The organism is Bacteroidota bacterium, from assembly GCA_016713765.1.
Lineage (GTDB): Bacteria > Bacteroidota > Bacteroidia > AKYH767-A > 2013-40CM-41-45 > Pollutiaquabacter > Pollutiaquabacter aromativorans.
Window position 1 is genome coordinate 2,147,842 of sequence record JADJON010000001.1, and the last position, 26,907, is coordinate 2,174,748.

The window sequence follows — 26,907 nt, forward strand, 5'->3', positions numbered from 1 at the left end:
AATGGCCTCAGTGCTTTTTGTCGAGATACTGGAAAAAAGTATCGCTGCGAAGTCCGATGCGTAACGATTCGACCGCGATCACTTCATTGGGCGCGATGTTGCCAAGGTTGACGTTCGCGCCCAGCAGTTTGATGAAGTAGGTCTGACCGCCCTTATTCGGGGCTTCCCAGATGATCTTGTCCGCTGATACCTGCGAAATGATCTTGTTGATCAATACTACGTGGGCTTTTCCGGAAGGACGGTAAATACCGACCGTGCCGCTTTCGCGTGCTTCGGCAATGACCTTCCAGGCGCCGGCCTGTAATTCGGAATTGATTAGTTCGATCCACTTGTTCGGGTGGATGATGATACCTTCTTCCTTCGAGCCGACCTCTGTGATCACGGTTACCTGCTTACTCAGACGGCGGATATATTCCAGCTTTTGATCGTGCGCGAGCGTGATACTGCCGTCGCTCACTTCTGCATAGGACAGCTTGTATTTGTCGATCAGCCGGAGGTAATCTTCGAACTTGTTCCGGATGATGAAGGCTTCCAACAAAGTGCCGCCCAGGTAAACAGGCAGGCCGGCATTCCGGTAGACGGCCAGTTTGTCTTCCAGGCGGGGTGTTATATACGAAGAACCGAAACCGAGTTTTACGAGATCGACGAAAGGGCCGGAACTCTCAACAAGATCCTCAGCCTGGCGAACCCCCAGGCCTTTGTCCATTACCATGGTCAAACCGCTCTGACGGGGCTTGACCGTCCGAACGGGGACCTGGTCCAGCGAAAAATTCATAGGCGTTTTTTATAGAGGTCGATCAGCTCGACAATATTTCTGTCCTTTTCGAGTGAAGGAGCATACTCGAATAAGGTGTGGCAAAGGTCGACATTTTTATCGAGAGCGGCTTCTAAAAGCTGGTAAGCTTCCTGGATCCTGCCGGTGCTGTAATGATAACAGACCATTCGATATAAAAGCTCCGCGTCTTCGGGATGATAAACCAGTCCATTCTCCAACAATTCAATCGCTTCGGCCTGCCGGTTGTCGACCATCAGCAAATGGGAATACTCCAGCCAGATGTCCTTGTTCTCCGGCTCTAACTGAACGACCTTCTGATAGGCGGCTTCGGCTGCAGCATAGTTGTCGAGATGGTATTCGGCATCTCCGAGCGCAAACCAGCATTCGGCGCTGTCTTCATCCAGTTCAAGCGCTTTCTTGATATAGTGCAATGCTTCAAACCAGCGTTCTTCATTTTGCAACGTGACGCCGATTCCCAACCAGGCCTGTGATAGGTTGGGATCCAGTTTGGTGGCTTTCCGGTAATATTCCCTGGAGCGCTGCATGTCTTCCAACTGCTCGTAGCATTCACCGATGTTGTAATAGGTAAGCGCGTCGGGGGCCTCGAACTCGAAAGTCTTCTTGTAACATTCAATGGCTTCCTGAAAACGGTTCAGGTTGGCCAGGGAGTTTGCTTTATTGAAATAGGCCGACGAGAAGTCGTCCTTGATGGCCAGGCAGTAGTCGTAGGCATCCAGGGCTTCTTCGAAACGGTCCATGCGATTCAGTACGTTGCCGAGATTATACCAGGCAGCGTAACTGTAAGGTTGCTTGTCGATGAAGCGCTCGTAAAAGGAAATGCTGTCTTCGAGACGGTCCGTGAACTCGTAACAGAACGCGATCTCGTACAAGGCGACATCGTTTTCCGGATTGTCTTCCAGGCTCAACTGCAGGTATTCGATGGCCTTGTTGTAATCGCCCCAGCTCTCGTAAACGTAGGCAAGGTTGAGGTAAAGAATATCCAGTTCATCGGCGAGCGGAATGGCCTGGTTGAAGCAGGCAACTGCCTTTTCAAACTGTTGCAGGGAAGAGTAGATGCTCCCCCGGATCATGTGAAGGTCGGGATCCGCCGGTGTGAGTTGTTCCGCTTTATCCAAAATCGCCAGGGCTTCTTCGGTTCGGTCCACCATGGCAAGCAACTGTGCCTGACGGAGCAGGAAGTCGATGCTGGTGGGGTGTTGCGACTGCGCGAAATCCACCACCTGGAGCGCCTTTACGGGATCGTTCCGTTCGATGTAATAGTCGATGATGTTCAGGAAAGCGTCGACGTCGAAGAAGTACGCTTCTTTATTCCGCACCATCTCCTCATATCGCTCGATCGAATGACGGATGCGGCTGCTTTCCTCGTTCGGGTTGGGGAATTCCTCTTCTTCCATGTATTCTGGAAAAGTCCGTTTCTCTCTTCAAAGATAAGAAATTGGGTCTGCAAGCGCCCAAGGAAAGGGGGAGTTATCCACACGAATGGGTGAATTGGCCTGATTTCGGGGTTGGCGAAGCTCCGGCGGCCACTTCTGCGTATCTTTACACCAATGTACCTGCAGCGACTTTCGCTCATCAATTTCCGTAACTATGAGCAGGCGGATCTGGTTCTGGACCCTTCCTTCAACGCGTTCGTTGGGGACAATGGATCCGGCAAAACCAACCTGCTCGACGCGATCCATTACCTGTCGTTATGCAAGAGCTACTTCAACAGCATCGACAGCCAGCAGATCCGTCACGGTGAAGACTACTTCATGGTGCAGGGCCAGTTCGATCTTGACGGCAGGGAAGACGTGATCGCCTGTACGGTCCGCAAGAACCAGAAGAAGATATTTCGCAGGAACCAGGAAGATTATGAGCGCTTGTCCGATCATATCGGCTTACTGCCCCTGGTGATGATCGCGCCCACCGATACCCAACTCATTACGGAAGGCAGTGAAGAGCGACGTAGGTTCATGGATGCGATCATATCCCAGTATGATCGTCTGTATCTGGATCGGTTGATCCGGTATGAACGTGTGCTTTCGCAACGCAACAGTCTGCTCAAGCAACTCTCGGCGGGCCGCTGGGATGAAACTACGCTCAGTGTGCTGGACGAACAACTCTCGGATCTTGCCGGCCCGATTTACGAAACCCGATGTCGTTTTATCGCCGACCTGGAACCCATTTTCCGGGAGTACTACACCTACATTTCCGGCGGCAAAGAGCAGCCTGGAATACGATACCGATCACGCCTTTCCGAGGCGCCCCTGAACGTGTTGTTGCAAAACAACCGGGAACGGGAACGAGCCCTGCAATACACATCCGTCGGTACCCACAAGGACGACCTGGAGTTTGAGCTCAACGAATTCCCGGTAAAACGCACGGCCTCGCAAGGGCAGCAGAAGTCCTTTCTGCTTGCCCTCAAGCTTGCTCAATTCGATTTCCTCCGGAAGATCAAGGGCGTGAAACCGCTCTTGTTACTCGATGATATTTTCGACAAGCTGGACGATCGTCGCGTGGCGGCCTTGATGCAACTGGTACATGACGACCGCTTTGGTCAGGTGTTCATTACCGATACGCACCCTGAGCGGATACGACAGGTGTTTGCTTCCATCGGAAGTTCGATCCGATGTTTTCCGGTACTGGACGGTAAGGTGACGGATCCACAACCAGAAAATTCACCGGCATGAGTTTCCGAAGAACGGGCGACGGATCGATGAAAGAAGCTCTGGAAGCCTGGATGAAAGAGTTGCGACTTGACCGTAAAGTGGCGGAAGCGCGCATTGTCGGTCAGTGGCCCGTCTTGATGGGCCCGGCGATTGCCAACCGGACGACCGGCCTGTATGTCCGCGATGGAGTGCTTTTTGTTTCCCTGAACTCCGCGGCCCTGCGTCAGGAGTTGCTTCAATCCCGGGAGAAAATAATTCAGCTCCTGAACCGTGAGGCAGGAGCTGAAATCATCAAAGAGATCGTATTACGCTGAGCTTCTATCAGAAGCGTTCGGTGCCGGAAAAGAAGAAGTTGCCTTCGATGGCGGCATTTTCATCACTGTCGCTTCCATGGACGGCATTCGCTTCAATCGACTTCGCAAACAAGTTCCGGATGGTTCCCGGAGCGGCTTTGGCGGGATCCGTAGCGCCGATCAGTTTGCGGAAATCTTCCACGGCATTGTCTTTTTCCAGAATGGCGGCTACGATCGGACCGGAGCTCATGTAGCTGACCAGGTCCTTGTAAAACGGACGTTCGCGGTGCACCGCGTAGAACTGTCCGGCCAGTTCGGCCGACAACTTGGTGTATTTCATCGCAACGATCCGGAAGCCCGCTTCGTTGATCTTGGCTAAAATGGGTCCGATGTAGTTGTTGCCAACCGCATCCGGTTTGATCATGGTGAAGGTCTTGTTCGACATGGTGGTAAGTAAGGTTACTGACTGGGATTTGAAGGGCGCGAAGGTACGGATTAATTACCCGATAACCCGCGATAACACGGGTCAGATCAAAGCGTCTTGAGTTCGTTGACCAGCTTCGTGAGCGCGTCCTTAGCGTCGCCGAACAACATGGAGGTCTTGGGGTTGTAGAAGAGCTCGTTGTCGATGCCCGCATAACCGGCATTCATGCTTCGCTTGTTGACAATGATGTGCTGCGCGTTTTCTACCTCCAGGATCGGCATCCCGTAAATCGGGGAGGAGGGATCCGTCTTGGCAGCAGGGTTCACGACGTCGTTCGCGCCGACCACCAGAACCACATCGGTGCTGCTGAATTCGGGGTTAACTTCTTCCATCTCGGAAAGCTTTCCGTAATCGACATTGCTTTCTGCCAACAATACGTTCATGTGTCCGGGCATCCGGCCGGCAACCGGATGGATCGCATACTTCACTTGTACCCCGCGATCTTCCAGGATGGTTTCCAATTCGTGAATGACGTGCTGCGCCTGCGCTACGGCCAAACCGTAGCCGGGAACGATGATGACTTTCTTGGAATAGTTCATCAGGACAGCGGCATCGGAAACGGAAATGTCTTTGATAGTGCCCTGTACAGACGTGCCGCCACCTGCTGCCGCGCTTTCACCAAAGGCCCCGAACACTACGTTGAAGAGCGGGCGATTCATGGCCGTACACATGGCCAGTGTCAGGAGCGTGCCGGCAGAACCGACGAGGATGCCACCGGTGAGCATGACCTGGTTGTCGTACAGGAACCCGCCAAAAGCCGCTGCCAGACCGGTGAAGGAGTTCAAGAGGGAAATCACCACCGGCATGTCGGCTCCGCCGATCGGCATCACGAAGAGTACCCCGTAGAGCAGGGCCAGCGCGAAGGTGAAGAGCAGCATACCCATGCTATCGGTTCCGCTGGCCGTCAGCCATACCGAAACCGCGATCGTAGCCAGCATCAGGATGGCATTGATGATGTTGTATTTCGGCAGCCGTACGGATTTCCGCATCGTCCCATTGAGTTTCAGGAACGCGATGATGGAACCGGAGAAAGAGACACTGCCGATGACCATACCCGCCATGATGATGCCGATCCGGGAGGGATTGCCGACGTTGTGATGGAATTCGAGCAATGAAATGAGCGCCGCGCAGGCACCACCCATTCCGTTGAAGAGTGAAACCATCTCCGGCATGGCCGTCATCTTGACGCGCTTAGCCGCTACCCAGCCGATGATACTGCCGATCGCGATGGCGCCGAAGATCATACCGTACACCAGGGGCGCGACCTCTCCCTGGTGAAGCAGGATCGTTCCGGCTACGGCGATACCCATGCCAAACGCGGCGACGAGGTTGCCCCGTCGTGCGGTTTGAGGGCCGCTCAGCATCTTCAGTCCGATCACAAACGTGACCGAGGCGATGAGATAAATGATATCCAGGAGGTAGTTGGAAAGCATACGGAAGGTGTCGTGTATGAATTATTTTTTACCCGGCTTTTTCTTGAACATCTCGAGCATCCGGTCGGTGACCACGAAGCCGCCGACAACGTTCAGCGTACCCAGGATGACGGCCACGAAGCCGAGTGAGAGGAGGAGGATATTGTCGGGTTCGGTATTCAACATGACGATGATCGAACCGACGATGACCACGCCGTGAATGGCATTGGCGCCGGACATCAGGGGCGTATGCAGTACCGAGGGCACTTTCGAGATAACCTCTACGCCTACGAACACCGAGAGGATCAGGATGTAGATCATCTCGATATGTTGCCCGAGGAAGGTGATGATTTCGTTCATGTGGCTCAGGGTTTTTCCTGGTATTTGATGACACGCAGGGCGAGTTCCATCACATCGATCATGCTCTTGCCCTGGTTGAGGATCAACTGACTGTTGTTGAGGTTGACTTGCTCGTACTCAAGGGACCGTTCGTACCAGTAGATACAATCCTTCGCTTCCTGGATAAAGACGCACAGCCGGATGTAGAATTCACGCGGCTCGCGGGTGTGGTGCAATTGCTCCGAAGCATGCTGCATGGCCTGAGCGGCCTGCTTGAGCTTGCGGGCAAGGAAACGCTGCTCGTGTTCCTGGCCATCTTCATAGGCCGATGAAAGGATCGCCTGTGTCAGGTTGTCGGTCCAGTTCTTAAAATTTTGATCCAGTTGCATTTGGTTGTGTTATGCGGTCACACCTGATTTCACACTCGGGTGTACGGCGACACCTTCGTGCACGATCAGGGAACCTTTGGTGATTTCCTCGTCCATTTCCCACTTGAAACCGTCTTTCGTCGTGAGGTGCTGGAGAAAGGCCAGCACGTTACGGGCATAAAGGTCACTCGCGTTCAGCGGCAACAGGCTCGGCAGGTTGGATTCGCCGATGATGGTGACACCGTGTTTCACCACCGTCTGATTCAGTTCGCTAAGGGTGCAGTTCCCGCCTTGTTCAACGGCCATATCGACGATCACCGATCCCATGCGCATGGCACGGACGGTTTCTTCGGTGACCAGCACCGGAGCTTTCTTGCCGGGAATCAGGGCGGTCGTGATCACCAGGTCGGCTTCGGCCATGTGTTTCGCCACAAGCGCCTGCTGCTTCTTCAGGAACTCCTCGGAAACACCTTTTACGTATCCGCCTTCTATCTTGATGGAATCGTCTCCTTTGACTTCGATGAACTTGCCTCCGAGTGATTCAACCTGTTCTTTGGTCTCCGGTCGGATGTCGGATACTTCGACGATCGCTCCGAGGCGCTTTGCCGTAGCAATGGCCTGCAGGCCGGCGACACCGGCGCCCATAATGACAACTTTGGAAGGCTTAAGCGTACCGGCAGCCGTCATCAACAAGGGAAAGATCTTCCCAAGGGCGGTGGCGCCCAACAAAACCGCCTTGTAGCCGGCCAGGTTGGCCTGAGACGACAAAGCATCCATCTTCTGTGCACGGGAAATACGGGGGATCGCATCGATGGAGAACGCGCTCACGCCCTGCCTGACACAGGCCTCGACTACCGCGGGATTGATCGCAGCGTAAAGGAAACTGATCACGACAGCGCCCTTCTTCAGCTTGGCAATATCGTCCGGTGAAGGCGGGTTGACGTTTAAGAGCACATCGGCCGATTGAAGCACCTGTTGGCGGTCTGCCTGTACCTGAGCCCCGGCTTTTTCATAAGCGGAGTCCTCGTAGTAGGCATTCAGGCCGGCGCCTGACTGGACCCGGACTTCGTATCCGGCTTTGATGAGTGTCTGGACAACCTCAGGGGTCAGCGCCACGCGGCGTTCACGATCCTTGGTTTCTTTAGTGACGGCTAAGATCACGTTAAAAGCGTTTATCCTTCGGAATTTGGCAGGCAAAGAAACGAATTTTAATGGAATTGGGGGTTAAAATTGGCAGTCCGGGGTGTTGGCCGCGATCGTGTTTGTATATTTGTATCCTATGCTGAAACTCACACAGGCCACCCTGGACAAACTCGAAGAACTGCTCGTTTTAGGCGGTTATAAGGTTCGTCACGAAAAAGGGAATTTCAAGTCAGGCAGTTGTATCGTCGAAGCTTCGAAGATCATCGTTCTCAATAAGTTCTCTCCGGTCGAAGCCAAGGTCAGCTACCTGATCGAAGCGATTCAATCCCTCGAGTTGGATGAGTCCCTGCTGGATGATCGCTACCGCAAACTGCTTGCGGATGCACGGCAAATGAAACTTCAGCCTTCGGAACAACCCGCTTCCTGACCCGAACCATGCGTATCACCTTTCTCGGAACCGGAACATCACAGGGCGTTCCGATGATTGGTTGCACCTGCCGGGTTTGTACCTCTCCCGATTCCAAAGATAAACGGCTACGGACCAGTGTCCTGGTCGAGGGCCCGTCCGGAGCCGTAGTCATCGATTCCGGCCCCGATTTCCGACAGCAAATGTTACGTGAATCGGTACGTTCGCTCAATGCGGTAGTCTTCACGCACGAACACAAGGACCATATCGCCGGGCTCGACGATGTCCGGGCATTCAATTACCTCAGTGGTAAACCCATGGAGGTGTATGCGACGGAGCGGGTACAAGAGGCCTTGAAACGGGAGTTTCACTACGTCTTTTCCAATGTCCAATATCCGGGTATTCCAAGGATCGAACTCTCGACGATTCACCAGGTACCATTCGAAGTTGCGGGAATGGTCTTCCAGCCCATCGAGGTCATGCACATGAACCTGCCGGTGCTCGGTTTCAGGATCGGCGATTTCACCTACATCACGGATGCCAATTTCATCCCGGAACCGGAGTTGGAGAAGATCCGTGGTTCACGCATACTGGTCTTGAACGCGCTCCGGCGGGAAAAACATGTCTCGCATTATACCCTGCAGGAAGCGGTTGATTTGATACGTTCCGTTCAACCGGAACAGGCCTTTCTGACCCACCTGTCGCACCAAATGGGCCGGCACGAGGAGATCAATGCGGAACTTCCGGCCGGTATTCAGTGTGCCTATGACGGACTAAAACTGGACTGCTGAGTCGGGAAGTCCCGGATCGAATGCTATCTTTGCGGGGGAATTTCAACTTCCACTGGAATTACATAACTAATTGAATATCAATTATGTTTGAGAGCTTAAGCGATAAACTTGAAAAGGCTTTTAAACTTCTCAAAGGGGAAGGCCGGATCACGGAAATCAACGTGGCCGAAACCCTGAAGGAGGTGAGGAAGGCGCTGCTCGACGCGGACGTCAACTATAAAGTCGCCAAGCAATTCACGGATACGGTCAAGGAAAAAGCCCTTGGTCAGGACGTACTCAAATCAGTTTCTCCCGGCCAATTGTTGGTCAAGATCGCGCACGATGAACTCGCCCAGTTGATGGGGGGCTCCAAATCGGAAGTTGACCTGAACGGCAACCCGACGATCATCCTGATGTCGGGTCTCCAGGGTTCCGGTAAAACGACGCTCTCCGGCAAGCTGGCCAACTTCCTTAAGTCAAAAAAGCAGAAACTCCCTTTACTGGTTGCCTGCGACGTTTACCGCCCTGCCGCTATTGATCAGCTCAAAGTGCTGGGCGAACAGATCGAGGTGCCCGTTTACAGCGAGCCCGGCAATCAGGACCCCATTACCATTGCGCAGAACGGTATCCGGTACGCGAAGGAGCATAACCGTAACGTCGTCATCATCGATACCGCGGGTCGCCTGGCGATCGACGAAGAGATGATGGACGAGATCGCCCGGATCAAGTCGGCGATTCAGCCGAACGAGATCCTGTTCGTGGTCGATTCCATGACCGGTCAGGACGCCGTCAATACCGCCAAAGCGTTCAACGACCGACTCGATTTCAACGGCGTGGTACTGACGAAACTGGATGGTGATACCCGTGGCGGTGCCGCCCTTTCCATCAAGTCTGTCGTCAATAAGCCGATCAAATTCGTCGGTACCGGGGAAAAACTCGATGCCCTCGACATCTTCTATCCTGAGCGGATGGCGGATCGTATCCTCGGAATGGGGGATATCGTTTCGCTTGTCGAAAAGGCCCAGGAACAGTTCGATGCCGAAGAAGCTGCAAGGCTGCAGAAGAAGATACAGAAGAACCAGTTTAGCTTCAACGATTTCTATCAGCAGATCCAGCAGATCAAGAAGATGGGCAACATGAAGGATCTGCTCGGCATGATACCCGGGGTCGGTAAGGCGGTTCGCGATATCGACATCAGCAACGATTCATTCAAGCAGATCGAAGCCATCATCCAATCCATGACCATGCAGGAGCGGGAAAACCCCGCTATCCTGAGTGGAAGTCGCCGTAACCGGATCGCCAAAGGTAGCGGAACCACCATTCAGGATGTCAACCGCCTCATCAAGCAATTTGACGAAATGCGCAAGATGATGAAAGTCTTCTCCAACAAGGACCAGGCGGCCCGGTTGATGCGCAACATGCCGAAGATGCCGCGATAAACAGAATCATCCATGAACCTTTCCCAAAGTCCGATGCCTGACGCCGCGAACCTTCCCACCACCACACCGGACGGTACCACGCGTGATCGGGCGGTGTTGCTTGACGGGAAGGTGGTCTCCGCCAGCATCCGGGAAGAGATTGCAGCCGAGGTGCGCGAGCTGATCGCCAACGGCGGGAGGGCGCCGAAACTGGTCGCCATCCTGGTGGGAAACGACGGCGCTTCTGAAACCTACGTCGCGAGCAAGATCCGGAACTGCGGTCTGGTCGGCTTCGACAGTGCAGTGGAGCGATACGATGCATCGATCAGCGAACAATTTCTGCTGGAAAGGATCAGCCTGTTGAATGATGATCCCGGCATTGACGGGATCCTGGTGCAACTTCCGCTTCCCAAGCACATCAGTGTTCAGAAGGTGACGGAAGCGATACGTCCCGAGAAGGACGTCGACGGTTTTCATCCCGTCAATGTCGGCCGCATGGTGCAAAACCTTCCCTGCTTTTTACCGGCGACACCTTACGGTATTCTGCTCTTGCTGCAACATTACGGGATCCGTACGGAGGGTTTGCATTGCGTAGTCGTAGGGCGGAGCAATATCGTCGGTATGCCGGCCAGCATCCTCTTTTCACGAAATGCTGAACCCGGAAATTGTACCGTAACACTGGCACACAGCAGAACCCGCGACCTTGCCGGACACTGCCGCAAAGCCGATATCATCGTAGCAGCGCTGGGTAAGCCCCGGTTCATCAAAGCCGACATGGTAAAGGACGGAGCAATCGTTGTGGACGTCGGCATTACCCGAGTGCCGGCGCCGGAAACGAAAAGCGGATTCCGCATCGTCGGAGACGTCGACTTTGAAGCCGTAGCACCCAAATGCAGTTACATCAGTCCGGTACCGGGTGGAGTCGGGTTGATGACCATCATCGGTCTCTTGAAGAATACGCTGCGGGCAGCGCGCAAAGAAGTGCGCTTCTGACCCCACAAAATTCCTGTTACATGCAACCATCCGATCCAGCCAACGGATCCCGGCTTCCGGTCATGGAGCACTATTTCACCATCCAGGGTGAAGGCGCAAATACCGGTCAGGCCGCGTATTTCATTCGCCTCGGCGGTTGTGATGTTGGATGCGTATGGTGCGATGTCAAGGAATCCTGGGACGCTTCCGTGCATCCGGTATACACCCTGGAAACCATCGTGGGTTGGGTAAAGGACACGGGTGCAAGACGGGCGGTCATCACCGGCGGAGAACCTTGCATGTATGAGCTGGATGGCCTGACTGCTCGGCTCCGACAGGAAGGGATCGCAACATATCTTGAAACATCGGGTGCTTATTCGGTCAGTGGGACCTGGGATTGGATCTGTGTCTCTCCAAAGAAGTTCAAACCGGTTCTTCCTGCATCGCTGGCCAAAGCGAATGAATTGAAAGTGGTGGTTTTCAACCGCCACGACTTGTCCTGGGCACAGGAACAGGCTTCCGGGACCTCCGCAGGAACGAGGCTCTTCTTACAGCCGGAGTACAGTGTGCGGGATAAAGTACTTCCCGAGATCATTGCCTTCGTCAAACGTCACCCGGAATGGACGATTTCCCTGCAAACGCACAAGTTCATGCAGATTCCCTGATGGTTTGTTGAAAATCGGTTCTTTCGGGCAATCGACAGGATGGGTGTGGCAATATCTTTGAAGTGTTAGCATTCGAAACCCGCTTCATGATCCCTTCCCGCAGGCTGCATTTCCTGTTCATTTTTCTGCTCACTTCGCTGTCCCTCTTTGCTCAAAAGGAGCCGAAGTATACGTCAACCGATTCCCGCGCTATCCGTGCATTCGAAACGGCCGGAGGCTATTACGACTCCCGTCAAGATGAGCAGGCGCTGAAGTTTTTACAAGGCGCGATCGACGCCGACCCGAATTTTGTGGAAGCCTACATGATGCGGGCGAATATCCTCACCGATCAACGATTGTATCCGCAAGCCATAGCGGCATACAAGAAGGCCATTGAAATCAATCCTGATTTCTTTCCGAACAATTATTACTCTCTTGCCAGAGTCGAATTCAGTGAAGGCCTCTACAGCGATGCCCACACACACCTCGACAAGTTTCTGACCTACCCGAAAATCAATGCCGGCCTGGCAGCAAAGGCCAGACAATTGTCGACGAGTTGTGCCTTTGCCGAGCAAGCTGTGAAGTCGCCCGTCCCGTTCAAGCCGGTGAATATGGGTTCCGCCATCAACACTCCGGAAGAAGAGTACTTCCCGGCGATTACCGCCGACGGAGCAACCTTCCTGTTCACGCGGCGCTCGCGCTTTCGGGATCCTGCCGGCAGAGCGAACAAACAAGAGGACTTCTATGTAAGTCACAAAAATGCCGACGGAAACTGGTCGGATGCGGCTCCGGTAGCAGAGATCAACACCAGTGGCAATGAAGGCGCTCCGGCGCTTTCTGCGGACGGGCAGTACTTGTTCTTCACTGCTTGCGAAGAGATGCTCTCCAATGACGCTCGAAAGACCAAAGGAAGCTGCGACCTTTTCCTGACCAAGAAAGTCGGGGATCGATTCGGGCCGGTGCGTAATCTGGAGATGCCCATCAATACGGGCGCATGGGAAAGTCAGCCGTCTTTTTCATCGGATGGTCGTACCCTGTACTTCGTTCGCGCGATCACCGGAAGCGATGGTCGTCGCCAGCGCGATATTTTGATGACGCGCATTGGAGACAATTCAGCCTGGACCGAACCGGTTTCTGTCAGCGATAAGATCAATACTGCTGGTGATGAAATGTCGGTTTTCATTCACCCCGACGATCAGACGCTCTATTTCACTTCCGACGGGCATCCGGGCATGGGTGGTCTCGATATTTTCCTCGCTCGCCGCCAGCCCGATGGAAGCTGGAGCGAACCGGTTAACCTGGGATATCCGATCAATACCGGCGCCGATGAGAATTCACTCCTCGTCAGCCCCGATGGTAAGCTGGGTTTTTTCGCCTCGGACAGGGCAGGTGGTTACGGACAACTTGACCTGTATCAATTCGAACTTCCGGAATCGATGCGACCGGTACCCGTTACCTACATGAAAGGTAAAGTCTACGATGCTGACACGAAGAAACCACTGGCGGCCGGCTTTGAGTTGATCGACCTCGCGACGCGTAAGACGGTCGTCAGCTCGACATCGAACGTCGGAAGCGGGGAGTACCTGGTGTGTCTGCCTTCGGGTAAGAGCTACGCGCTCAACGTTGCCAAGGATGGTTATCTGTTCTATTCGGAAACATTCCGACTCGACGATCCCAAGGCTGCATCCGATCCCCTGGTAAAGGATATTCCGTTGAAACCGATCCGTGTTGGTGAAAGTGTCGTTTTGAAGAACATCTTTTTCGAGTTCGACAAATTCGATCTCAAAGACGAGTCACGAGCGGAATTGTCGAAAGTGGTGGCCTTTCTTCAAAAGAACAGCAAAGTGCGGGTTGAGATCGGCGGACATACCGACAATGTCGGGAGTAAGACCTATAACCTCAATCTGTCAGACAAGCGGGCAAAGGCCGTATACGACTATCTGGTTGGACAGGGGATTCCTGCTTCCCGCATGAGTTCAAAGGGATACGGAGACGCCAAGCCGATCGCAGACAATGCTTCGGAACAGGGGCGTGCACAGAACCGTCGCACCGAGTTCACGATCGTTGCCGTGGATCAATGATCCCCGCTGATCATCACTTTTCGGATCATCCAGTCGTTATCCTGGTAGCGACAGCCAAGCAGATAGATGCCGGCAGACTGACTGGTAATCGCCAGGTTGATTTCCTTCCTGTTCGGGTACTGGCGTAGGACAATGCGTCCGGAAAGATCCGTCAGTACGATCTCCTGAAGCGGGACAGCGCTGGAAACTGTCAATTCCTGATTGGAACGGACAGGATTCGGATAAACCATCAAGTTGTTTTTCGATAATTCCGATACGCCAATTACCGTGTTGTTCGTGCTTTCCAAAGCGGAATCGGTACGCACGACAAAAAGCGTCTGCTGGTCAACCGGAAAGGAATTGCTGTAACCGGTCAGGATTACGCCACCAAATTCGCCGGGAATACAGCTTCGCACCTGATCCCCTTCGGGACCACCATAAGTTTTTCCGATCAGGAAGTTACCGGCACCGTCGAAGGTGATCAATTGAAAATCGCGAGCACCCTGACCGAAGGTTGCGGTCGTGGCACCACAAAACAGGGTGTCGTTTCGGATGAATACATCATCAAAACCGTCGTAGGTGGAATCGCCGCCGGCGATGTTCGTCCAGGCAAGGGAGCCAGCGTTATCCATCCGGCCGATCATGTTCTGATCAAAGCCATTGGTGCTAAGGGTCAACCGGCCGGCAAAGAGGTAGTCCCCATTGGGGAACTGGTCGAGGCCACAGATCCGTTCGGCATGTCCGTAGTCGATTCTCCTGTTCCAGATCGTATCCAGCGAGGCGTCGCACAAGCCAAGCCAGGCATCATCCGGGTTGTTCGGCCCGGTACCGTAGTAACCCCCCAAGAGAATCTTTCCGTCGGACAGGACTTTCACTTTATTCACAAAACACTCTTCGCCGATGGGTAGGATGCGCGTTGAGGCGATGGATCCATCCGATAATGCCTTTACGATCCAGGGTTGTGCCAACGAGGATCCATTCCCATAGGAATAGCCGGCGAATACGACCGTATCTCCGATCCCGGCGCACTGTGAAGTAAGGAAGTCCCAGGATCCTGTACCAACATGCCGCGTCCATAAGGTATCGCCAGCCGCATCCACGCGAAGGATATAGCCGTCGTAGTCGCTTGTCAAGTTGAAGCTGTTGCTGTACCCGCCGATCATCAGCGTCTGGTCGGCTAACAGTGTGAGGCCTGTTCCTTGTTCAACACCGCCGCCGCCATACGAACGTTGCCAGCGGAAATTCCCCGCACTGTCGGTGCAAAGAAGATAAATGTTTGACTGTGAGAGGTTGTTGTCATTGGTCGTGCCGGCGAAAAATAGATCGTGATTCGCTGCGATGGCTGCTGCTTTCCCCTCGTTCTGACTTCCCATGGCATATGAATGCTGGAAGGCAGGCTGAGCGAAGGCTGCACTCTTGAGCAGCAACAGGAAAGCGAGGAAACGACCCTTCATACGATGGTGTTTTTTCAGGCAATGGCGGCGCGGATAGCCAGTAAGCGAACGAGCAACTCTTCGAGCCGGTCCAGGTGCAACATATTCGCACCATCTGATTTGGCATTGGCCGGATCCGGGTGCGTTTCTACAAACAATCCATCAACTCCCACAGCAATGCCCGCTTTTGCAACCAGCCCGATCAGTTCCGGCCGACCGCCGGTTACGCCGCTACTTTGATTGGGTTGCTGCAACGAATGGGTGATGTCCAGAATAACAGGAACCTTGTTTTGCTGCATGACCGGTATGCCGCGGTAATCGATGACAAGGTCCTGATAACCGAACATGCTGCCCCGTTCCGTCAGCATGACGTTATCGTTTTCTGCCGCTCGGATCTTATCCACTGCGAACTTCATCGACTCCGGTGCAAGGAATTGTCCTTTTTTAACATTGACAACCTTTCCGGTTTTAGCGGCCGCGACGAGCAAATCCGTTTGCCGGCATAAAAATGCCGGGATCTGTAGCACGTCAACATATTGGGCAGCCAGGGCGGCTTCATCGCTTTCGTGGATGTCGGTGACAACAGGGACGGAAAATTCGCTTCGGATGCGTGCCAGAATTTCAAGTGCCGCTTCATCGCCGATGCCGGTGAAGGAATCGACACGTGTACGGTTCGCTTTTCGATAACTCGCTTTGAAGATGAGCGGAATGCGCAGTCGATCGCAAATTCCAACAACCCGTTCAGCGATCTTTCGGGTCATGGTTTCTCCCTCTACCACGCAGGGACCTGCAAGCAGAAAGAAATTGCCGGAATCGGTATGTCGAAGCGACGGAATATTCGGAATCATCAGGGTAATTGTTTTCGCAAAGTTACAAAAGCCCCGGCGGAGCGGCCTTCCGGGTTGATCCAACCACTCAGGAACCGGCTACCGGCATGGAATTGCCAGGAGCCCAGACGCAGCGTATAGCCCAATCCGGCTACCCAGGTGGTATATTCGCCATATTGCAAACCAAGGTGAAGGCGATGATGTCGGTTAATGCTCCAGGAGCCCTCCATGCGGGCCAAGGGTCTGGCCGCGTAAAACAATCGTTGCTGTACCTCCCAGGTGCAGGTGTATTTACCTTCCGACCATTGTAGCGAATAGGTGGCACGAAGTAGTCCGGGCAGTGGCTGAAGACTGGATTCCTCTCGGCGGTCCGTCAGAAATCCCTGGACAAACGCGCTGTCCGAATTGATCGTACCGCTCACGGTATCAGTAAAATCGAAAAGGTCCGTCGCATCAATACCTTCGAAACGGTAGGTTGTATCGGCGGGCACGAATGAACTTCCACCATCGAAGCCGATAAAGCCGAAATCGCTGACCCCGATCTCAAACAGGGAACCGTCGCGAAATTGTTTCTTCCAGCGAAGATCCATGACTGCACCCGTTCCGTTCCAGGAATCGAATCCGGTACCTGAAGAATCCTGTTGGCGTATCGTTAGGTCCAGATCGGCGTCCAGGTAGTCGCCATTCGGCGCGGTGTACAGACTTCCGCGCTTTGTACGGATGTCTAAGAATTCCTGTCCCCGCACAAGGCCGAAGCCCGCGTCCAACGCGCTATGGCTGGAGAGTCGGATTTGCACCGAAGCCTTCGCGGCTTGCCAATGCAGATCGGAAAATCGGAAATTAGAGAGATCGGCCGATCGGCCTTTGTAAGCTCGGTTGCCCCGGAAGTACAATTCAAATGCGTCGCTGCTGAAATCCGAATGGATCCAATGGCGATCTTCCAGTTCAATGCCCCAGGAGGTAAAACGGCCGGAATCCGCGAGGATCCTGTGACGATAATAGGTTCTTACCCCGAAATCCAGCGCAAAGGCATTGCGGGCATCTAACCCCGTACTGACACGATCCTTGATCTGCTCGTCGATGAAAGCATGACGGAAGTAGGCCGACGCAAACTCATGAGTGATGCAATCAGAACGAAACGCGAATCCCGCATCGAGTCCGACATAACTTTTCTCCGGAAAAAGTTCCACCGTAGCAACCTGACCGAACACGGATCGGCATCCAACCAATATCAACAGTAAACAAAGGCGATGTAACGTGCCGGTCATCAGCGGATGGAATAAGTTCCTTCTGCCACCAGTTTGATGCGCAGGCGGTAATGTTCATAGAATTGAACCAACACAGGGTAAGCGGGGGTTGTGAACCGGCCGCGTATCCCGATCTTCCTGGCCGACTGCAAACGGGATTTCCGCTCGGCTTCGACAGGTATTTCTAGGCGCGTCGATCGGGCGGCTACCACGTTCATCGCGCCATCTACATAAGCGGATGGAATCAGGTTTCCCTGCTGCAGCAGCGAATCGGTTACAGTCCCGTTCTCGTCTATTAGGAAAAATTGCAACTCGATGTTGAGCGGGAAGCCGTTCTCGGCAACCATCGTCACCATAGTAGGTCCAACGGGATCCAGGTTAGTCAGGTTATCTGCCGTCAAGTCCAGCGTGTCAGCCAGGAGTATCTGATTGGCGGCAAACCTGAGTGGTAGTTCAAGTCGCAGGCGTGAGGCAACGAGACGGTCACTGTAAACGAAATCATTGCTTCCTGAAACATTGCCCAGGGGATTGAGTGAAAGATCCAGATTGTAATCCAGACGATCGGGAATATTCTCCAGCAGATCCACCAGGTTACTGTTCGAACGGTCCAGGCTCAAGCTAAGCGTGGAAGGCCTGACCGGATCCGAAGCGTTGCCGCTTTCCGAAGCACGGTTGATGTTCAGCCGGGTATTGAGGATGCCTGGCGCTGTTAGCGGGATCGTGGTACCGGTGCGATTGTTGGTCGCCTCCAGGTTAGCTATGATCGCCGACGCGTCAGCGCCGATGCTGTTGATCACATCAAGCCTGAGCATCGCGCTGTCCAATTCTACGGTGCCGTCACGTATGATATTGCCTAATCCGACATTAGCGTAATCCGAGAGGTTCACCGAAGTTTGCCCAAGGTATCCTTTCGCGTAGGAAGGTTCGATCGAAAGCAGTGTGCTTTCCAGGTTGATCATGGTGTCACCCGGATTTACGGTAAATGCCGATCCTGCGGGATCGGAAACAGCTTGAACATTGTAGGCGATGGTGTTGACGAGTAGTCCGCTGGCACCGGTTAGTTCTACGTCATAACCATCGAAATCGTATGTTCCGTTGAAAATGGTCGGCGAACTGATGCTGCCGGGGCCAACATCCTGTACAACCTGGAACTGGTTACCGTTCTTAATCGCTTTTGGAATCGTATAGGTAAAATAGATGCGTGTAGGAAGCGTGTTTCGAATACTCAAGCCGATCTTGCCGGTCCGGATGTAGGCCTTCTTTAGCTCAACGCCCGATATGCCCAGACGGACATTGTTGTCGTTGGTGTAAAAAGGCGTGTTCGGTTGTACGAGATAGGGGAAGAGGGACCATATGTAAAGCGTCTGAATCGAGGTGTCCGGGATCGTATAAATCGAGTCGAGGTCCAGGTTGTCAACCGTCTCTTCATATACCACGCGGATTGCTCCGTTCGCTTCGGCTTGAGTCAGCGAATCCGCAAGGAGTTGGTTGATGCCAATGTCCGCGAAAAGCAAAGGGCCGGCGACTTCTACGTCCCACTGCGGGCGATCATTTTCCTTTTTACATCCCGGTAGCGACAAGCCGGGCAGGAGCAGGATGGCGAAGAAAGTAAACGGGCTGTTCAGGAATCGTAGGGCTATTGTTCTGAACGACATAGTCAATGTACAGTCTCGTAAGATGCGTATTTTATCAGCATGACGGTCCTGATTTCGGTTGAAGTTATCAGCGCAATGTCATTTACCAACCGGATTCACCTGCTCAGTAATCGTATTTATCCTTCCAACGAACTTTCAACCATTCCCGAAGTTCGTTTTCCCGGCTGTTCTTCCCTGGATCATACAGGCGTGTACCGCTGATCTCCGAAGGCAGGAACTCTTGTCCGGAAAAACTGCCTTGCCTGGAATGATCATAGGCATAGCCTTTACCATAGTCCAGTTCCTTCATAAGCCGGGTAGGGGCGTTGCGGATGTGTAAAGGGACCGGCAGGTCGCCGGTTTTGTTGACCAGTGCAAGGGCTTCTTCAACGGCCATGTAGGAAGCGTTGCTTTTGGGAGAAGTGGCCAGGTAAACGGTCGCCTGAGAAAGGATGATCCTGCATTCCGGGTAGCCGATGCGATTCACTGCTTCGAAGCAGGCATTGGCGATTACCAATGCGGTCGGATTAGCCATACCGATGTCCTCCGAAGCCAATATCAACATCCTACGCGCGATGAAGGACGGGTCTTCACCGCCTGCGATCATACGCGCCAACCAATACACGGCTGCATTCGGGTCGCTGCCCCGCATGGATTTGATGAACGCGCTGACGATGTCATAATGCTGCTCGCCCCCTTTGTCGTATCGAGCCAGATTCTGCTGCGCAACGGAGAGCACTGCTTCGTCTGTCATGATCGCTGGCGAGGACGGCGGCATGGATTGTACCACAAGCTCCAGCAAATTCAATAGTTTGCGGCCATCTCCTCCTGAGATGCGGAGCAAGGCATCGGTTTCCTTCAAATCGACTTTTCGCTGGCGCAGGTAGTCGTCGCGCTCGATCGCCTGTTGCAACATGGCCAGCAACGCTTGGCGCGTCAGCTCCCGCAAAACGTAAACCTGACAGCGGCTGAGTAAGGGAGAAATCACCTCGAAGGATGGGTTCTCCGTTGTGGCGCCGATCAGGGTGATGATGCCTTTTTCGACCGCGGCCAACAACGAATCCTGCTGGGACTTGCTGAACCGGTGGATTTCATCGATGAAAAGGATTGCATTTCCGGGAACCTCTTTCAACTCCCTCGAATATTGGGAAGCTTTTTCGATGACTTCCCTGACATCCTTGACACCCGACGAAACGGCACTTAGGATATAGAACGGCCGGCGGAGCTTTTTCGCGATGATACCCGCCAAAGTCGTTTTACCGACTCCGGGAGGTCCCCATAAAATCATGGACGGGATGGTATTGGCTTCGATGGAACGGCGCAACACTCCGCCCGGTCCGACCAGGTGTTCCTGTCCAATGTAGTGGTCCAGATCTTCTGGACGCATGCGCTCGGCGAGCGGACTCATGCCCCAAAGGTAAGCAAATGCTCAGCGTGTGATCATCAACGGAAGGCAGGTCGGAGCCGTTCCCTCCGAACCCAGCCGGAGGAGGTAAACTCCAGCCGGAAGATCGTCCAGCGAAAGAACATATTCCGAAACTCCAACTTGAACCTGAGAAATTCGGATCATTTTACCGGACAGGTCAAGCATTTCCACACGTATTGGGTTTGCCAAAGGTTGTTCCCAGCGAATGAAGGTGGTGCTATTGGCAGGATTGGGGAATAATTGAGGTTTGGAATTTCCCGCCGTGGAATGATCGACTCCAACTATGCAGCCTAAGGAGGACAATTGGCTCCGGATGTTGCTTCCCCGGTCCTGGATGAACGACTTGATGCCGGCGATCCATTGTGTACCCATGGGGCTGGTAATGCTGATGTCGGAAACCACGTTGTCCTCGAACTGTTGATTGGAGAAGGTCTTCATCGAATCGGCATACACGAACGGACGGATGATCGGGACAATGCTGTCGATGATCGGGTCAAAGTAGGTATTACTGAAATCTTCCGACACTAGGCACAGCGCCTGAATGTAATCGCTCCGGTATCCCGGGTCGCCCAGCACGCGTTGACACAAGGGTCGCCCTGTCGCATTACTGATGTAATCCCACGATAAGGTTTTGATCTGTGCAAGACTGAGTTGTTGCTGGAAATTCCCGAACGCTTCGTTTACATCCCAGTGGATCCATTCGAAGCGATCGGATACACTTTCGTGATAAATGAAATAATTGTGACCGGAGCCGATGTAGGAATCCAGATTGGCGAACAGGTTGTCGGCAGCCCAATGGCGGAAGAAAGGCCAGGTGTTCAGCACTTCGGCCAGTGAATCATGAAAGGCTGTTCCGCTGTTATTGATCTTATCGATCAGTCGGATCAGGTCACTCCAGTCGTTGGCCGTTTCGTTATTATCCAGTTCATAACGGTTGTAATACAAGTTCGGACTGCTTCCATACCAGCGCAGGTCACCGGAAGGATCACCCTTGAACCGGTTGCCGGAACTGCTACCGAACCAACGGTCGCAAAAGTCGTTATTGACCTCTTCGACCAAAGTGTATAAACCCCAATAGGTGCCATTGACGAAGACCCTGGCATAGGAGCATCTGGGTGCCGCTATGTCGTGTGAAACCAGAAAATCGAGCATCAGTTTTTCCCGGAGAAAGCTGGGATCTTTGAAGCCATTGTTCAGGTTGAATTTCTTGATGCCATCATATTCCTGACCGGATACGAATTCGATCAAATCAAGCTTGAAAGATTTCTTCGGTCCGGGATTGTTATAAGAGCTATTGCCTTTGTATTTAGCGCCGCTGTTAGAAAGCACTTGGCCGTCTATGGTCAGGTCGCATACGGTATAAACATCCGCTGTATAATTGGTCGACAGCGTATCGAGATAGGAAAGCTGGTGGAACTGCAGGTACACATCATGCACGACGGCTTGCGACCAGAGTTGTTGTCCGGCTGTTTGGGCCGTTGCAAGATGCAATCCGGCGGACACGATCGAAAATACCAGGAACAGAAATTGACGCATGGCGGGTGATGGAAGTCCGTTGGACATCTAATGGGTAGCTGGGTTTAATCCGACCATCGCCCAAATCGATCACGCGCGGCCTGCTCGAGCAGTTCGCGGTCATCGGGATGAGCGATGCGGATCAATTCGCGGGCGCGTTCCCGCAGGTTTTTCCCGAACAGGTAGGCAATACCGTGTTCGGTGACCACATAGTGGACATGGGCGCGCGTCGTTACCACTCCGCCACCTTGCTTAAGGAAGGGCGTTATCCGGGAAACACCTTTCTGTGTACGCGAGGGCAGCGCGATGATGGCTTTCCCGCCCTTTGACAAGGCCGCGCCACGCATGAAATCCATCTGACCACCCACACCGGAATACTGATAAGTGCCGATAGAGTCCGAACAGATCTGTCCGGTCAGGTCGATTTCAATGCAACTGTTGATGGCCACCATCTGGTGGTTCTGACGGATAACGGATACTTCATTGACATAGTCGATGTCCAGAAAGGTGAAGAACGGGTTGTCATGAACATAGTCGTACAGTTTGCGGCTGCCCAGACAAAAACCGGTCACCACCCGTCCGGGGTGCTTCGTTTTGAGTTTATTGTTGATGACACCCGATTCGATCAACGGAATGATCCCGTCGGAGAACATTTCCGTATGAACGCCCAGGTCACGGTGGTTGCCGAGACAACTCAGCACCGCATCCGGAATGGCGCCAATACCCATTTGAAGCGTAGCGCCATCAGGAATCAATTCGGCGATGTACTCGCCGATCTTCCGTTCGGTGGTGGTTACCCGATCGCCGAAAACCGTCTCGTGCAAGGGCTCTGGCGCATAAACCAGTGCATCCAGTTCGCTGACATGAATGAGTCCATCGCCGTGGGTTCGTGGCATAAGTGGATTGACCTGCGCAATGACATGTTCGGCTGTATTGACGGCGGCTCGGGCGATATCCACAGAGGTGCCAAGGGATACGAAGCCATGCGCATCCGGCTCCGATACCTGCACCAACGCCACATCCAGGGGCATGATACCGGTGCGGAAGAGATCCGGGATTTCGCTGAGAAAGACCGGAATGTAGTCGGCACGCCCTTCGTTCACGGCGGGACGGATCGGCTCGGAAACAAAGAATGAATTGATGTTGAAGTTGCCCTCATACCGGGATTCGGCTATCGGGAAGTCCCCCAGTACACTGATACAGACGATTTCCACGTCCTTTAGTCGTGGAGCTTCCCCGGCCAGTGCCCGTACAAGATGGGTAGGAGTCGCCGCGCTGCCGTGAATGAAGACCCGCTGACCGGATTGGACTACCTGGAGCGCCTCCGAAGCCGGGAGGTAATCTACTTTGTATTGCATAATGCGGGCAAAGATATTCCGAACTCCTGAATCGGCTCTGACCTTCATCAGGGAGAAACGTTGGAAAAGGTCGTGTACATCATATCCGTATCTTTCGGACATGACAGCGGATGACTATATCCGGTACTTTCACATGATTGCCCATCCGGAGGGAGGGTACTTTGTAGAGACCTTCCGAAGTGCAACGAATATCTGCTTGGCTGACTTTGACAGTGACCGATCACTTGCCACCAGCATTCTTTTTCTGCTGAAAGCGGGTCAGTCCTCTGCCTTGCATCGGATTAAAAGCGATGAACTTTGGTATTATCACGATGGCGAAGGACTGGAAATTGTGGAAATCGATGAACAGGGCAGGGAAGTGGTGACACGGCTGGGAAAGCGTTGTTTCGACGGCGAAGTCTTGCAACATGTCGTACCTGCAGGTCGATGGTTCGGGGCCAGGTTGGCGGCTGAAGGGTCTTTCTGCCTGGTGGGTTGTCAGGTCAGCCCCGGATTCGACTTTAGGGATTTTGAATTGAAGTGAGCATTTTTGCACCCCGGAATATCAACTATTGATTCAAACACTATGAGCCTTCACATAAACGCTGAAAAGGGAAGCATCGCACCCATCGTTCTGCTCCCGGGCGATCCGCTTCGCGCTAAGTACATCGCCGAAAACTGGTTGAAGGATCCAAAGCTGGTCAGCACCACGCGGAACATGTTCTACTTTACCGGTGAGTACAAAGGCAAGCGCGTCACCGTAGGTGGAAGCGGAATGGGCTGTCCGTCCATCGGAATCTACTCCTTCGAACTCTATACCGAATATCAGGTCGAGACCATTATCCGGATCGGAACGGCCGGTTCTTACCTCCCGAATCTGAAGACTTACGAGTTGGTCAACGCCGAGTTTGCCTGCAGCGAATCGACCTACGCGCACAACGCTTTCGGCTTCGAAGGCAATAAGATGGTCCATCAAGGGCCTGCTTTTGAACGTATCAATGAAGCCGCTCGTCGGTTGAACCAGCCGGTGCATGCCGGAACGATTCATTCCAACGATGTTTTTTACAGAGCCAGCAAGGAGTTGCCCGAGATCGTCGCTGAACACAACTGCCTGGCGGTCGAAATGGAGGCGTTCGCCCTCTTTGCCAATGCCCGTTACCTGAAAAAGACCGCTGGCACCTTGCTGACGATTTCCGACGTAATTCCGACCGGCGAAGTCATCAGCCCAGAAGCAAGGGAAAAATCACTCAAGCCGATGATCGAACTGGCTTTGGAGGCCTGTGTTGAGCTTTGAGTCCGGACTTTTCCGTAAGGATCGTCACTTCCCGATACAGAACTTGGAAAAAATGTTGTCCAGGAGGTCGTCGGTGCTGATTTCCCCGGTGATCTCGCCCAGGTGATGCAAGGCGACCCGCAGGTCACTGGCGATAAAATCGTGCGTAACTCCGGAATCGAGACCGGCAAGTACCCTTTCAAGTGCAGCTTCGGTCTGCTGCAAAGCAAGTGCGTGCCGGGCGTTGCTCACGATCGTGTCGCCGCTTTGCAACCGTTCGGCGTCAACCGCCGACAGCAAGCGTTCTTCTAATACAGTGAGTCCCGATCCGGATTTTGCAGAAAGAAAAATGACTTCAGGATAGTTCTTGAATTCCTTTTCTAGCGCTTCGGGTTGGCTGCCGTCGGACTTGTTTCCGACAAGCAACAGACGGAACGTGTCACTGCCGGCTAATTTTCGTAACGCTTCGAGTTCCAATTGCAGCGAGCCGGCAGTCGTTTCGGTAACGTCAAACAGGTAGAGCAGGAGCGGAGATTGCCGGATCTTGTCCAGCGTACGCTCCACCGATCCGTTCGATCGTATCGCTGGTATCCCGGATCCCTGCGGTGTCGATGAAACGAAACCGTATTCCCTGGAGGCTGAGCTCTTCTTCGATCGTATCGCGGGTCGTTCCGGCTATGTCGCTGACGATGGCGCGTTCTTCCCGCAGCAGCGTATTGAGGAGAGTTGACTTGCCCACATTCGGTTTACCCGCGATAACGACCGGGATGCCATTCCGCAAGACATTGCCCAGTTCGAACGAGCGAATCAAGGCGTCCAATTGGCCACATAAACGCTTGACCAGACCGCGCATTTGTTCGCGGTTGGCGAATTCAACATCTTCTTCGGAAAAATCCAGTTCCAATTCAATCAGGGATGCAAAGTGGATGAGTTCGGCACGCAGGTCTTTGATCTTCCTGCTGAAACCTCCGCGCATCTGTTGCAAGGCCACGCGATGGGCAGCGGCCGAACCACTCGCGATGAGATCGGCGACCGCTTCGGCCTGCGACAGATCCAATTTTCCATTCAGAAAGGCGCGAAGCGTATACTCTCCCGGTTCAGCCAACCGTGCCCCTTGCTGGCAAAGCGCCTGCAAGAGTTGTTGCTGGATGAATGGTGAACCATGACAGGAAAATTCCAGGGTATCTTCACCCGTGTAGGAGTGAGGACCGCGAAAAACGGCAACGAGAACTTCGTCCAGGACCGCATCGTCGAAATGAAATTCACCGAAGTGCAGGCTATAGCCCGGTTGGTCCTGCAACGACTTTATTGACCGGGATTTTGCACGAAACACCCGGTCACCGATGGTAAAAGCGGATTTCCCCGATAGCCGGATCACCGCAATGGCTCCGGTTCCGGGGGCTGTCGATAGCGCCGCAATGGTATCGTCCGGCTTGAAATTCAGCATGTTGAAAGGAGTGCAAATTTACCCAATCCGGTGGATTCATGGGGGCAAAACACTATTTTCGCGCTGGAATTGCGAGAAAAGTCAGACTTCTTCTTTAGCAACCAACAGCTTAGCAACCCTATTTCCATGAGTGTACTCGTAAACAAGAACAGCAAGATCATCGTCCAGGGCTTCACCGGCAGCGAAGGAACCTTCCACGCTTCGCAAATGATCGAATACGGAACCAATGTCGTAGGCGGCGTCACCCCGGGAAAAGGCGGCACTTCGCACCTCGAACGTCCGGTCTTCAACACGGTAGCCGATGCGGTCCGCCAGACCGGTGCGGATGTCTCCATCGTATTCGTACCGCCGGCTTTTGCAGCCGATGCGATCATGGAAGCGGCCGAATCCGGCATCAAGCTGGTTGTTGCGATCACGGAGGGTATCCCGACGCGCGATATGATCCAGGTAAAAGAATACCTGGCCGACAAACAAACCCGTCTCATCGGGCCGAATTGCCCGGGTGTGATTACCGCGGGTGAATGCAAGGTTGGCATCATGCCGGGCTTCGTGTTCAAACCCGGGAAAGTCGGTATCGTCTCCAAATCCGGAACCCTGACTTACGAAGCCGCCGACCAGGTCGTGCGGGCCGGCATGGGAATCTCTACCGCCATCGGTATCGGAGGTGATCCGATCATCGGAACCACCACCCGGGAAGCAGTCGAACTATTTATGAACGACCCGCTAACGGAAGGCATCATCATGATCGGTGAGATCGGCGGAAGTCTCGAAGCGGAAGCAGCCCGCTGGATCAAGAAGAACGGCACCAAACCCGTAGTCGGATTCATCGCCGGCCAGACGGCGCCTCCCGGACGTCGCATGGGACATGCCGGTGCGATCATCGGGGAGCGGATGATACCGCAGAAGCAAAAATGAAGATCATGCGCGAATGCGGCATTCACGTTGTCGATACACCCGCCTTCATCGGCGTTACGATGGCCAAGGTGTTGAAAGGGGTGACGGCCTGAGGGGGGAA

The 26,907-nt window shown here is 53.6% G+C and carries 24 protein-coding genes and 2 pseudogenes; 11 read left to right on the forward strand and 15 right to left on the reverse strand.

Annotated elements, in window-relative coordinates; translation table 11 throughout:
- Positions 1 to 7 precede the first annotated feature (7 nt).
- Positions 8 to 775, reverse strand: a complete 768-nt coding sequence (locus tag IPJ96_08250; GenBank protein MBK7910340.1) for a phosphosulfolactate synthase — start codon at positions 773 to 775, stop codon at positions 8 to 10.
- Positions 772 to 2,190 (reverse strand): tetratricopeptide repeat protein, encoded by a 1,419-nt coding sequence (locus tag IPJ96_08255; GenBank protein ID MBK7910341.1) that lies wholly within the window; start codon positions 2,188 to 2,190, stop codon positions 772 to 774. Before IPJ96_08255 ends, IPJ96_08250 begins: the two co-directional genes overlap by 4 nt.
- A 153-nt stretch (positions 2,191 to 2,343) precedes the next feature.
- Between IPJ96_08255 and IPJ96_08260 the strand changes: the two genes are divergently transcribed.
- Positions 2,344 to 3,465: a DNA replication/repair protein RecF gene (locus IPJ96_08260; protein ID MBK7910342.1), complete on the forward strand. Its 1,122-nt coding sequence runs from the start codon at positions 2,344 to 2,346 to the stop codon at positions 3,463 to 3,465.
- Positions 3,462 to 3,758: a DUF721 domain-containing protein gene (locus IPJ96_08265; protein ID MBK7910343.1), complete on the forward strand. Its 297-nt coding sequence runs from the start codon at positions 3,462 to 3,464 to the stop codon at positions 3,756 to 3,758. The genes IPJ96_08260 and IPJ96_08265 overlap by 4 nt, the downstream gene beginning before the upstream one ends.
- A gap of 7 nt (positions 3,759 to 3,765) precedes the next feature.
- On the opposite strand, the gene IPJ96_08270 is transcribed toward IPJ96_08265, so the two are convergent.
- The 5 genes from IPJ96_08270 to IPJ96_08290 all read right to left on the reverse strand — a co-directional run bounded on the left by IPJ96_08270 (position 3,766) and on the right by IPJ96_08290 (position 7,501).
- A complete protein-coding gene (locus IPJ96_08270; protein MBK7910344.1) occupies positions 3,766 to 4,182 on the reverse strand; it encodes a nucleoside-diphosphate kinase in 417 nt (138 codons plus the stop codon).
- A gap of 86 nt (positions 4,183 to 4,268) precedes the next feature.
- Positions 4,269 to 5,654 carry an NAD(P)(+) transhydrogenase (Re/Si-specific) subunit beta gene (locus tag IPJ96_08275; GenBank protein MBK7910345.1) on the reverse strand — a complete coding sequence of 462 codons (1,386 nt, stop codon included), beginning with the start codon at positions 5,652 to 5,654 and terminating at the stop codon, positions 4,269 to 4,271.
- 21 nt (positions 5,655 to 5,675) lie between these two features.
- Entirely contained in the window at positions 5,676 to 5,993 is a 318-nt protein-coding gene (locus IPJ96_08280; protein ID MBK7910346.1) for an NAD(P) transhydrogenase subunit alpha, read from the reverse strand.
- A gap of 5 nt (positions 5,994 to 5,998) precedes the next feature.
- Positions 5,999 to 6,361, reverse strand: a complete 363-nt coding sequence (locus IPJ96_08285; protein ID MBK7910347.1) for a hypothetical protein — start codon at positions 6,359 to 6,361, stop codon at positions 5,999 to 6,001.
- A gap of 9 nt (positions 6,362 to 6,370) precedes the next feature.
- Positions 6,371 to 7,501 (reverse strand): Re/Si-specific NAD(P)(+) transhydrogenase subunit alpha, encoded by a 1,131-nt coding sequence (locus IPJ96_08290; GenBank protein MBK7910348.1) that lies wholly within the window; start codon positions 7,499 to 7,501, stop codon positions 6,371 to 6,373.
- Positions 7,502 to 7,619: 118 nt separating this feature from the next.
- On the opposite strand from IPJ96_08290, the gene IPJ96_08295 reads away from it, so the two are divergent.
- From IPJ96_08295 to IPJ96_08320, 6 genes are all read left to right on the forward strand, one after another.
- The gene (locus tag IPJ96_08295; protein ID MBK7910349.1) at positions 7,620 to 7,910 is read left to right on the forward strand and encodes a hypothetical protein; all 291 of its coding nucleotides are present in this window, start codon (positions 7,620 to 7,622) and stop codon (positions 7,908 to 7,910) included.
- 8 nt (positions 7,911 to 7,918) lie between these two features.
- The gene (locus tag IPJ96_08300) at positions 7,919 to 8,680 is read left to right on the forward strand and encodes an MBL fold metallo-hydrolase (protein MBK7910350.1); all 762 of its coding nucleotides are present in this window, start codon (positions 7,919 to 7,921) and stop codon (positions 8,678 to 8,680) included.
- A gap of 83 nt (positions 8,681 to 8,763) precedes the next feature.
- Entirely contained in the window at positions 8,764 to 10,098 is a 1,335-nt protein-coding gene (gene ffh / locus IPJ96_08305) for a signal recognition particle protein (GenBank protein MBK7910351.1), read from the forward strand.
- A 33-nt stretch (positions 10,099 to 10,131) separates the two neighbouring features.
- On the forward strand, positions 10,132 to 11,070 hold the full coding sequence (locus IPJ96_08310) for a bifunctional 5,10-methylene-tetrahydrofolate dehydrogenase/5,10-methylene-tetrahydrofolate cyclohydrolase (protein MBK7910352.1): 939 nt from the start codon (positions 10,132 to 10,134) through the stop codon (positions 11,068 to 11,070).
- Between the two features lie 20 nt (positions 11,071 to 11,090).
- Positions 11,091 to 11,714: a 7-carboxy-7-deazaguanine synthase QueE gene (locus IPJ96_08315; protein ID MBK7910353.1), complete on the forward strand. Its 624-nt coding sequence runs from the start codon at positions 11,091 to 11,093 to the stop codon at positions 11,712 to 11,714.
- An 86-nt stretch (positions 11,715 to 11,800) separates the two neighbouring features.
- Positions 11,801 to 13,774: a PD40 domain-containing protein gene (locus IPJ96_08320; protein ID MBK7910354.1), complete on the forward strand. Its 1,974-nt coding sequence runs from the start codon at positions 11,801 to 11,803 to the stop codon at positions 13,772 to 13,774.
- On the opposite strand, the gene IPJ96_08325 is transcribed toward IPJ96_08320, so the two are convergent.
- The 7 genes from IPJ96_08325 to IPJ96_08355 form a co-directional block, all read right to left on the reverse strand.
- Positions 13,768 to 15,207, reverse strand: coding sequence for a T9SS type A sorting domain-containing protein (locus IPJ96_08325; GenBank protein MBK7910355.1), 1,440 nt, complete (start codon positions 15,205 to 15,207; stop codon positions 13,768 to 13,770). The genes IPJ96_08320 and IPJ96_08325 overlap by 7 nt on opposite strands.
- A 14-nt stretch (positions 15,208 to 15,221) precedes the next feature.
- Positions 15,222 to 16,034 carry a 3-deoxy-8-phosphooctulonate synthase gene (kdsA, locus tag IPJ96_08330; protein MBK7910356.1) on the reverse strand — a complete coding sequence of 271 codons (813 nt, stop codon included), beginning with the start codon at positions 16,032 to 16,034 and terminating at the stop codon, positions 15,222 to 15,224.
- Positions 16,034 to 17,281 carry a hypothetical protein gene (locus IPJ96_08335; GenBank protein MBK7910357.1) on the reverse strand — a complete coding sequence of 416 codons (1,248 nt, stop codon included), beginning with the start codon at positions 17,279 to 17,281 and terminating at the stop codon, positions 16,034 to 16,036. Before IPJ96_08335 ends, kdsA begins: the two co-directional genes overlap by 1 nt.
- A complete protein-coding gene (locus IPJ96_08340; protein ID MBK7910358.1) occupies positions 17,281 to 18,915 on the reverse strand; it encodes a hypothetical protein in 1,635 nt (544 codons plus the stop codon). Before IPJ96_08340 ends, IPJ96_08335 begins: the two co-directional genes overlap by 1 nt.
- Positions 18,916 to 19,018: 103 nt before the next feature.
- Positions 19,019 to 20,302, reverse strand: coding sequence for a replication-associated recombination protein A (locus tag IPJ96_08345; protein MBK7910359.1), 1,284 nt, complete (start codon positions 20,300 to 20,302; stop codon positions 19,019 to 19,021).
- A 21-nt stretch (positions 20,303 to 20,323) separates the two neighbouring features.
- Positions 20,324 to 21,856 (reverse strand): CotH kinase family protein, encoded by a 1,533-nt coding sequence (locus tag IPJ96_08350; protein ID MBK7910360.1) that lies wholly within the window; start codon positions 21,854 to 21,856, stop codon positions 20,324 to 20,326.
- 44 nt (positions 21,857 to 21,900) lie between these two features.
- Positions 21,901 to 23,193: an acetyl-CoA hydrolase/transferase family protein gene (locus IPJ96_08355; GenBank protein MBK7910361.1), complete on the reverse strand. Its 1,293-nt coding sequence runs from the start codon at positions 23,191 to 23,193 to the stop codon at positions 21,901 to 21,903.
- A 133-nt stretch (positions 23,194 to 23,326) separates the two neighbouring features.
- Here IPJ96_08355 and IPJ96_08360 point away from each other — a divergent pair, with 133 nt between their 5' ends.
- Together IPJ96_08360 and deoD are read left to right on the forward strand one after the other, a co-directional pair.
- Positions 23,327 to 23,716: a cupin domain-containing protein gene (locus IPJ96_08360; protein ID MBK7910362.1), complete on the forward strand. Its 390-nt coding sequence runs from the start codon at positions 23,327 to 23,329 to the stop codon at positions 23,714 to 23,716.
- Positions 23,717 to 23,758: 42 nt separating this feature from the next.
- Positions 23,759 to 24,466: a purine-nucleoside phosphorylase gene (deoD, locus tag IPJ96_08365; GenBank protein MBK7910363.1), complete on the forward strand. Its 708-nt coding sequence runs from the start codon at positions 23,759 to 23,761 to the stop codon at positions 24,464 to 24,466.
- A gap of 24 nt (positions 24,467 to 24,490) precedes the next feature.
- Here deoD and mnmE read toward each other — a convergent pair.
- Positions 24,491 to 25,892 (reverse strand): annotated as a pseudogene (gene mnmE / locus IPJ96_08370) (tRNA uridine-5-carboxymethylaminomethyl(34) synthesis GTPase MnmE).
- Between the two features lie 126 nt (positions 25,893 to 26,018).
- On the opposite strand from mnmE, the pseudogene sucD reads away from it, so the two are divergent.
- Positions 26,019 to 26,899: pseudogene (gene sucD / locus IPJ96_08375) on the forward strand (succinate--CoA ligase subunit alpha).
- Positions 26,900 to 26,907 lie beyond the last annotated feature (8 nt).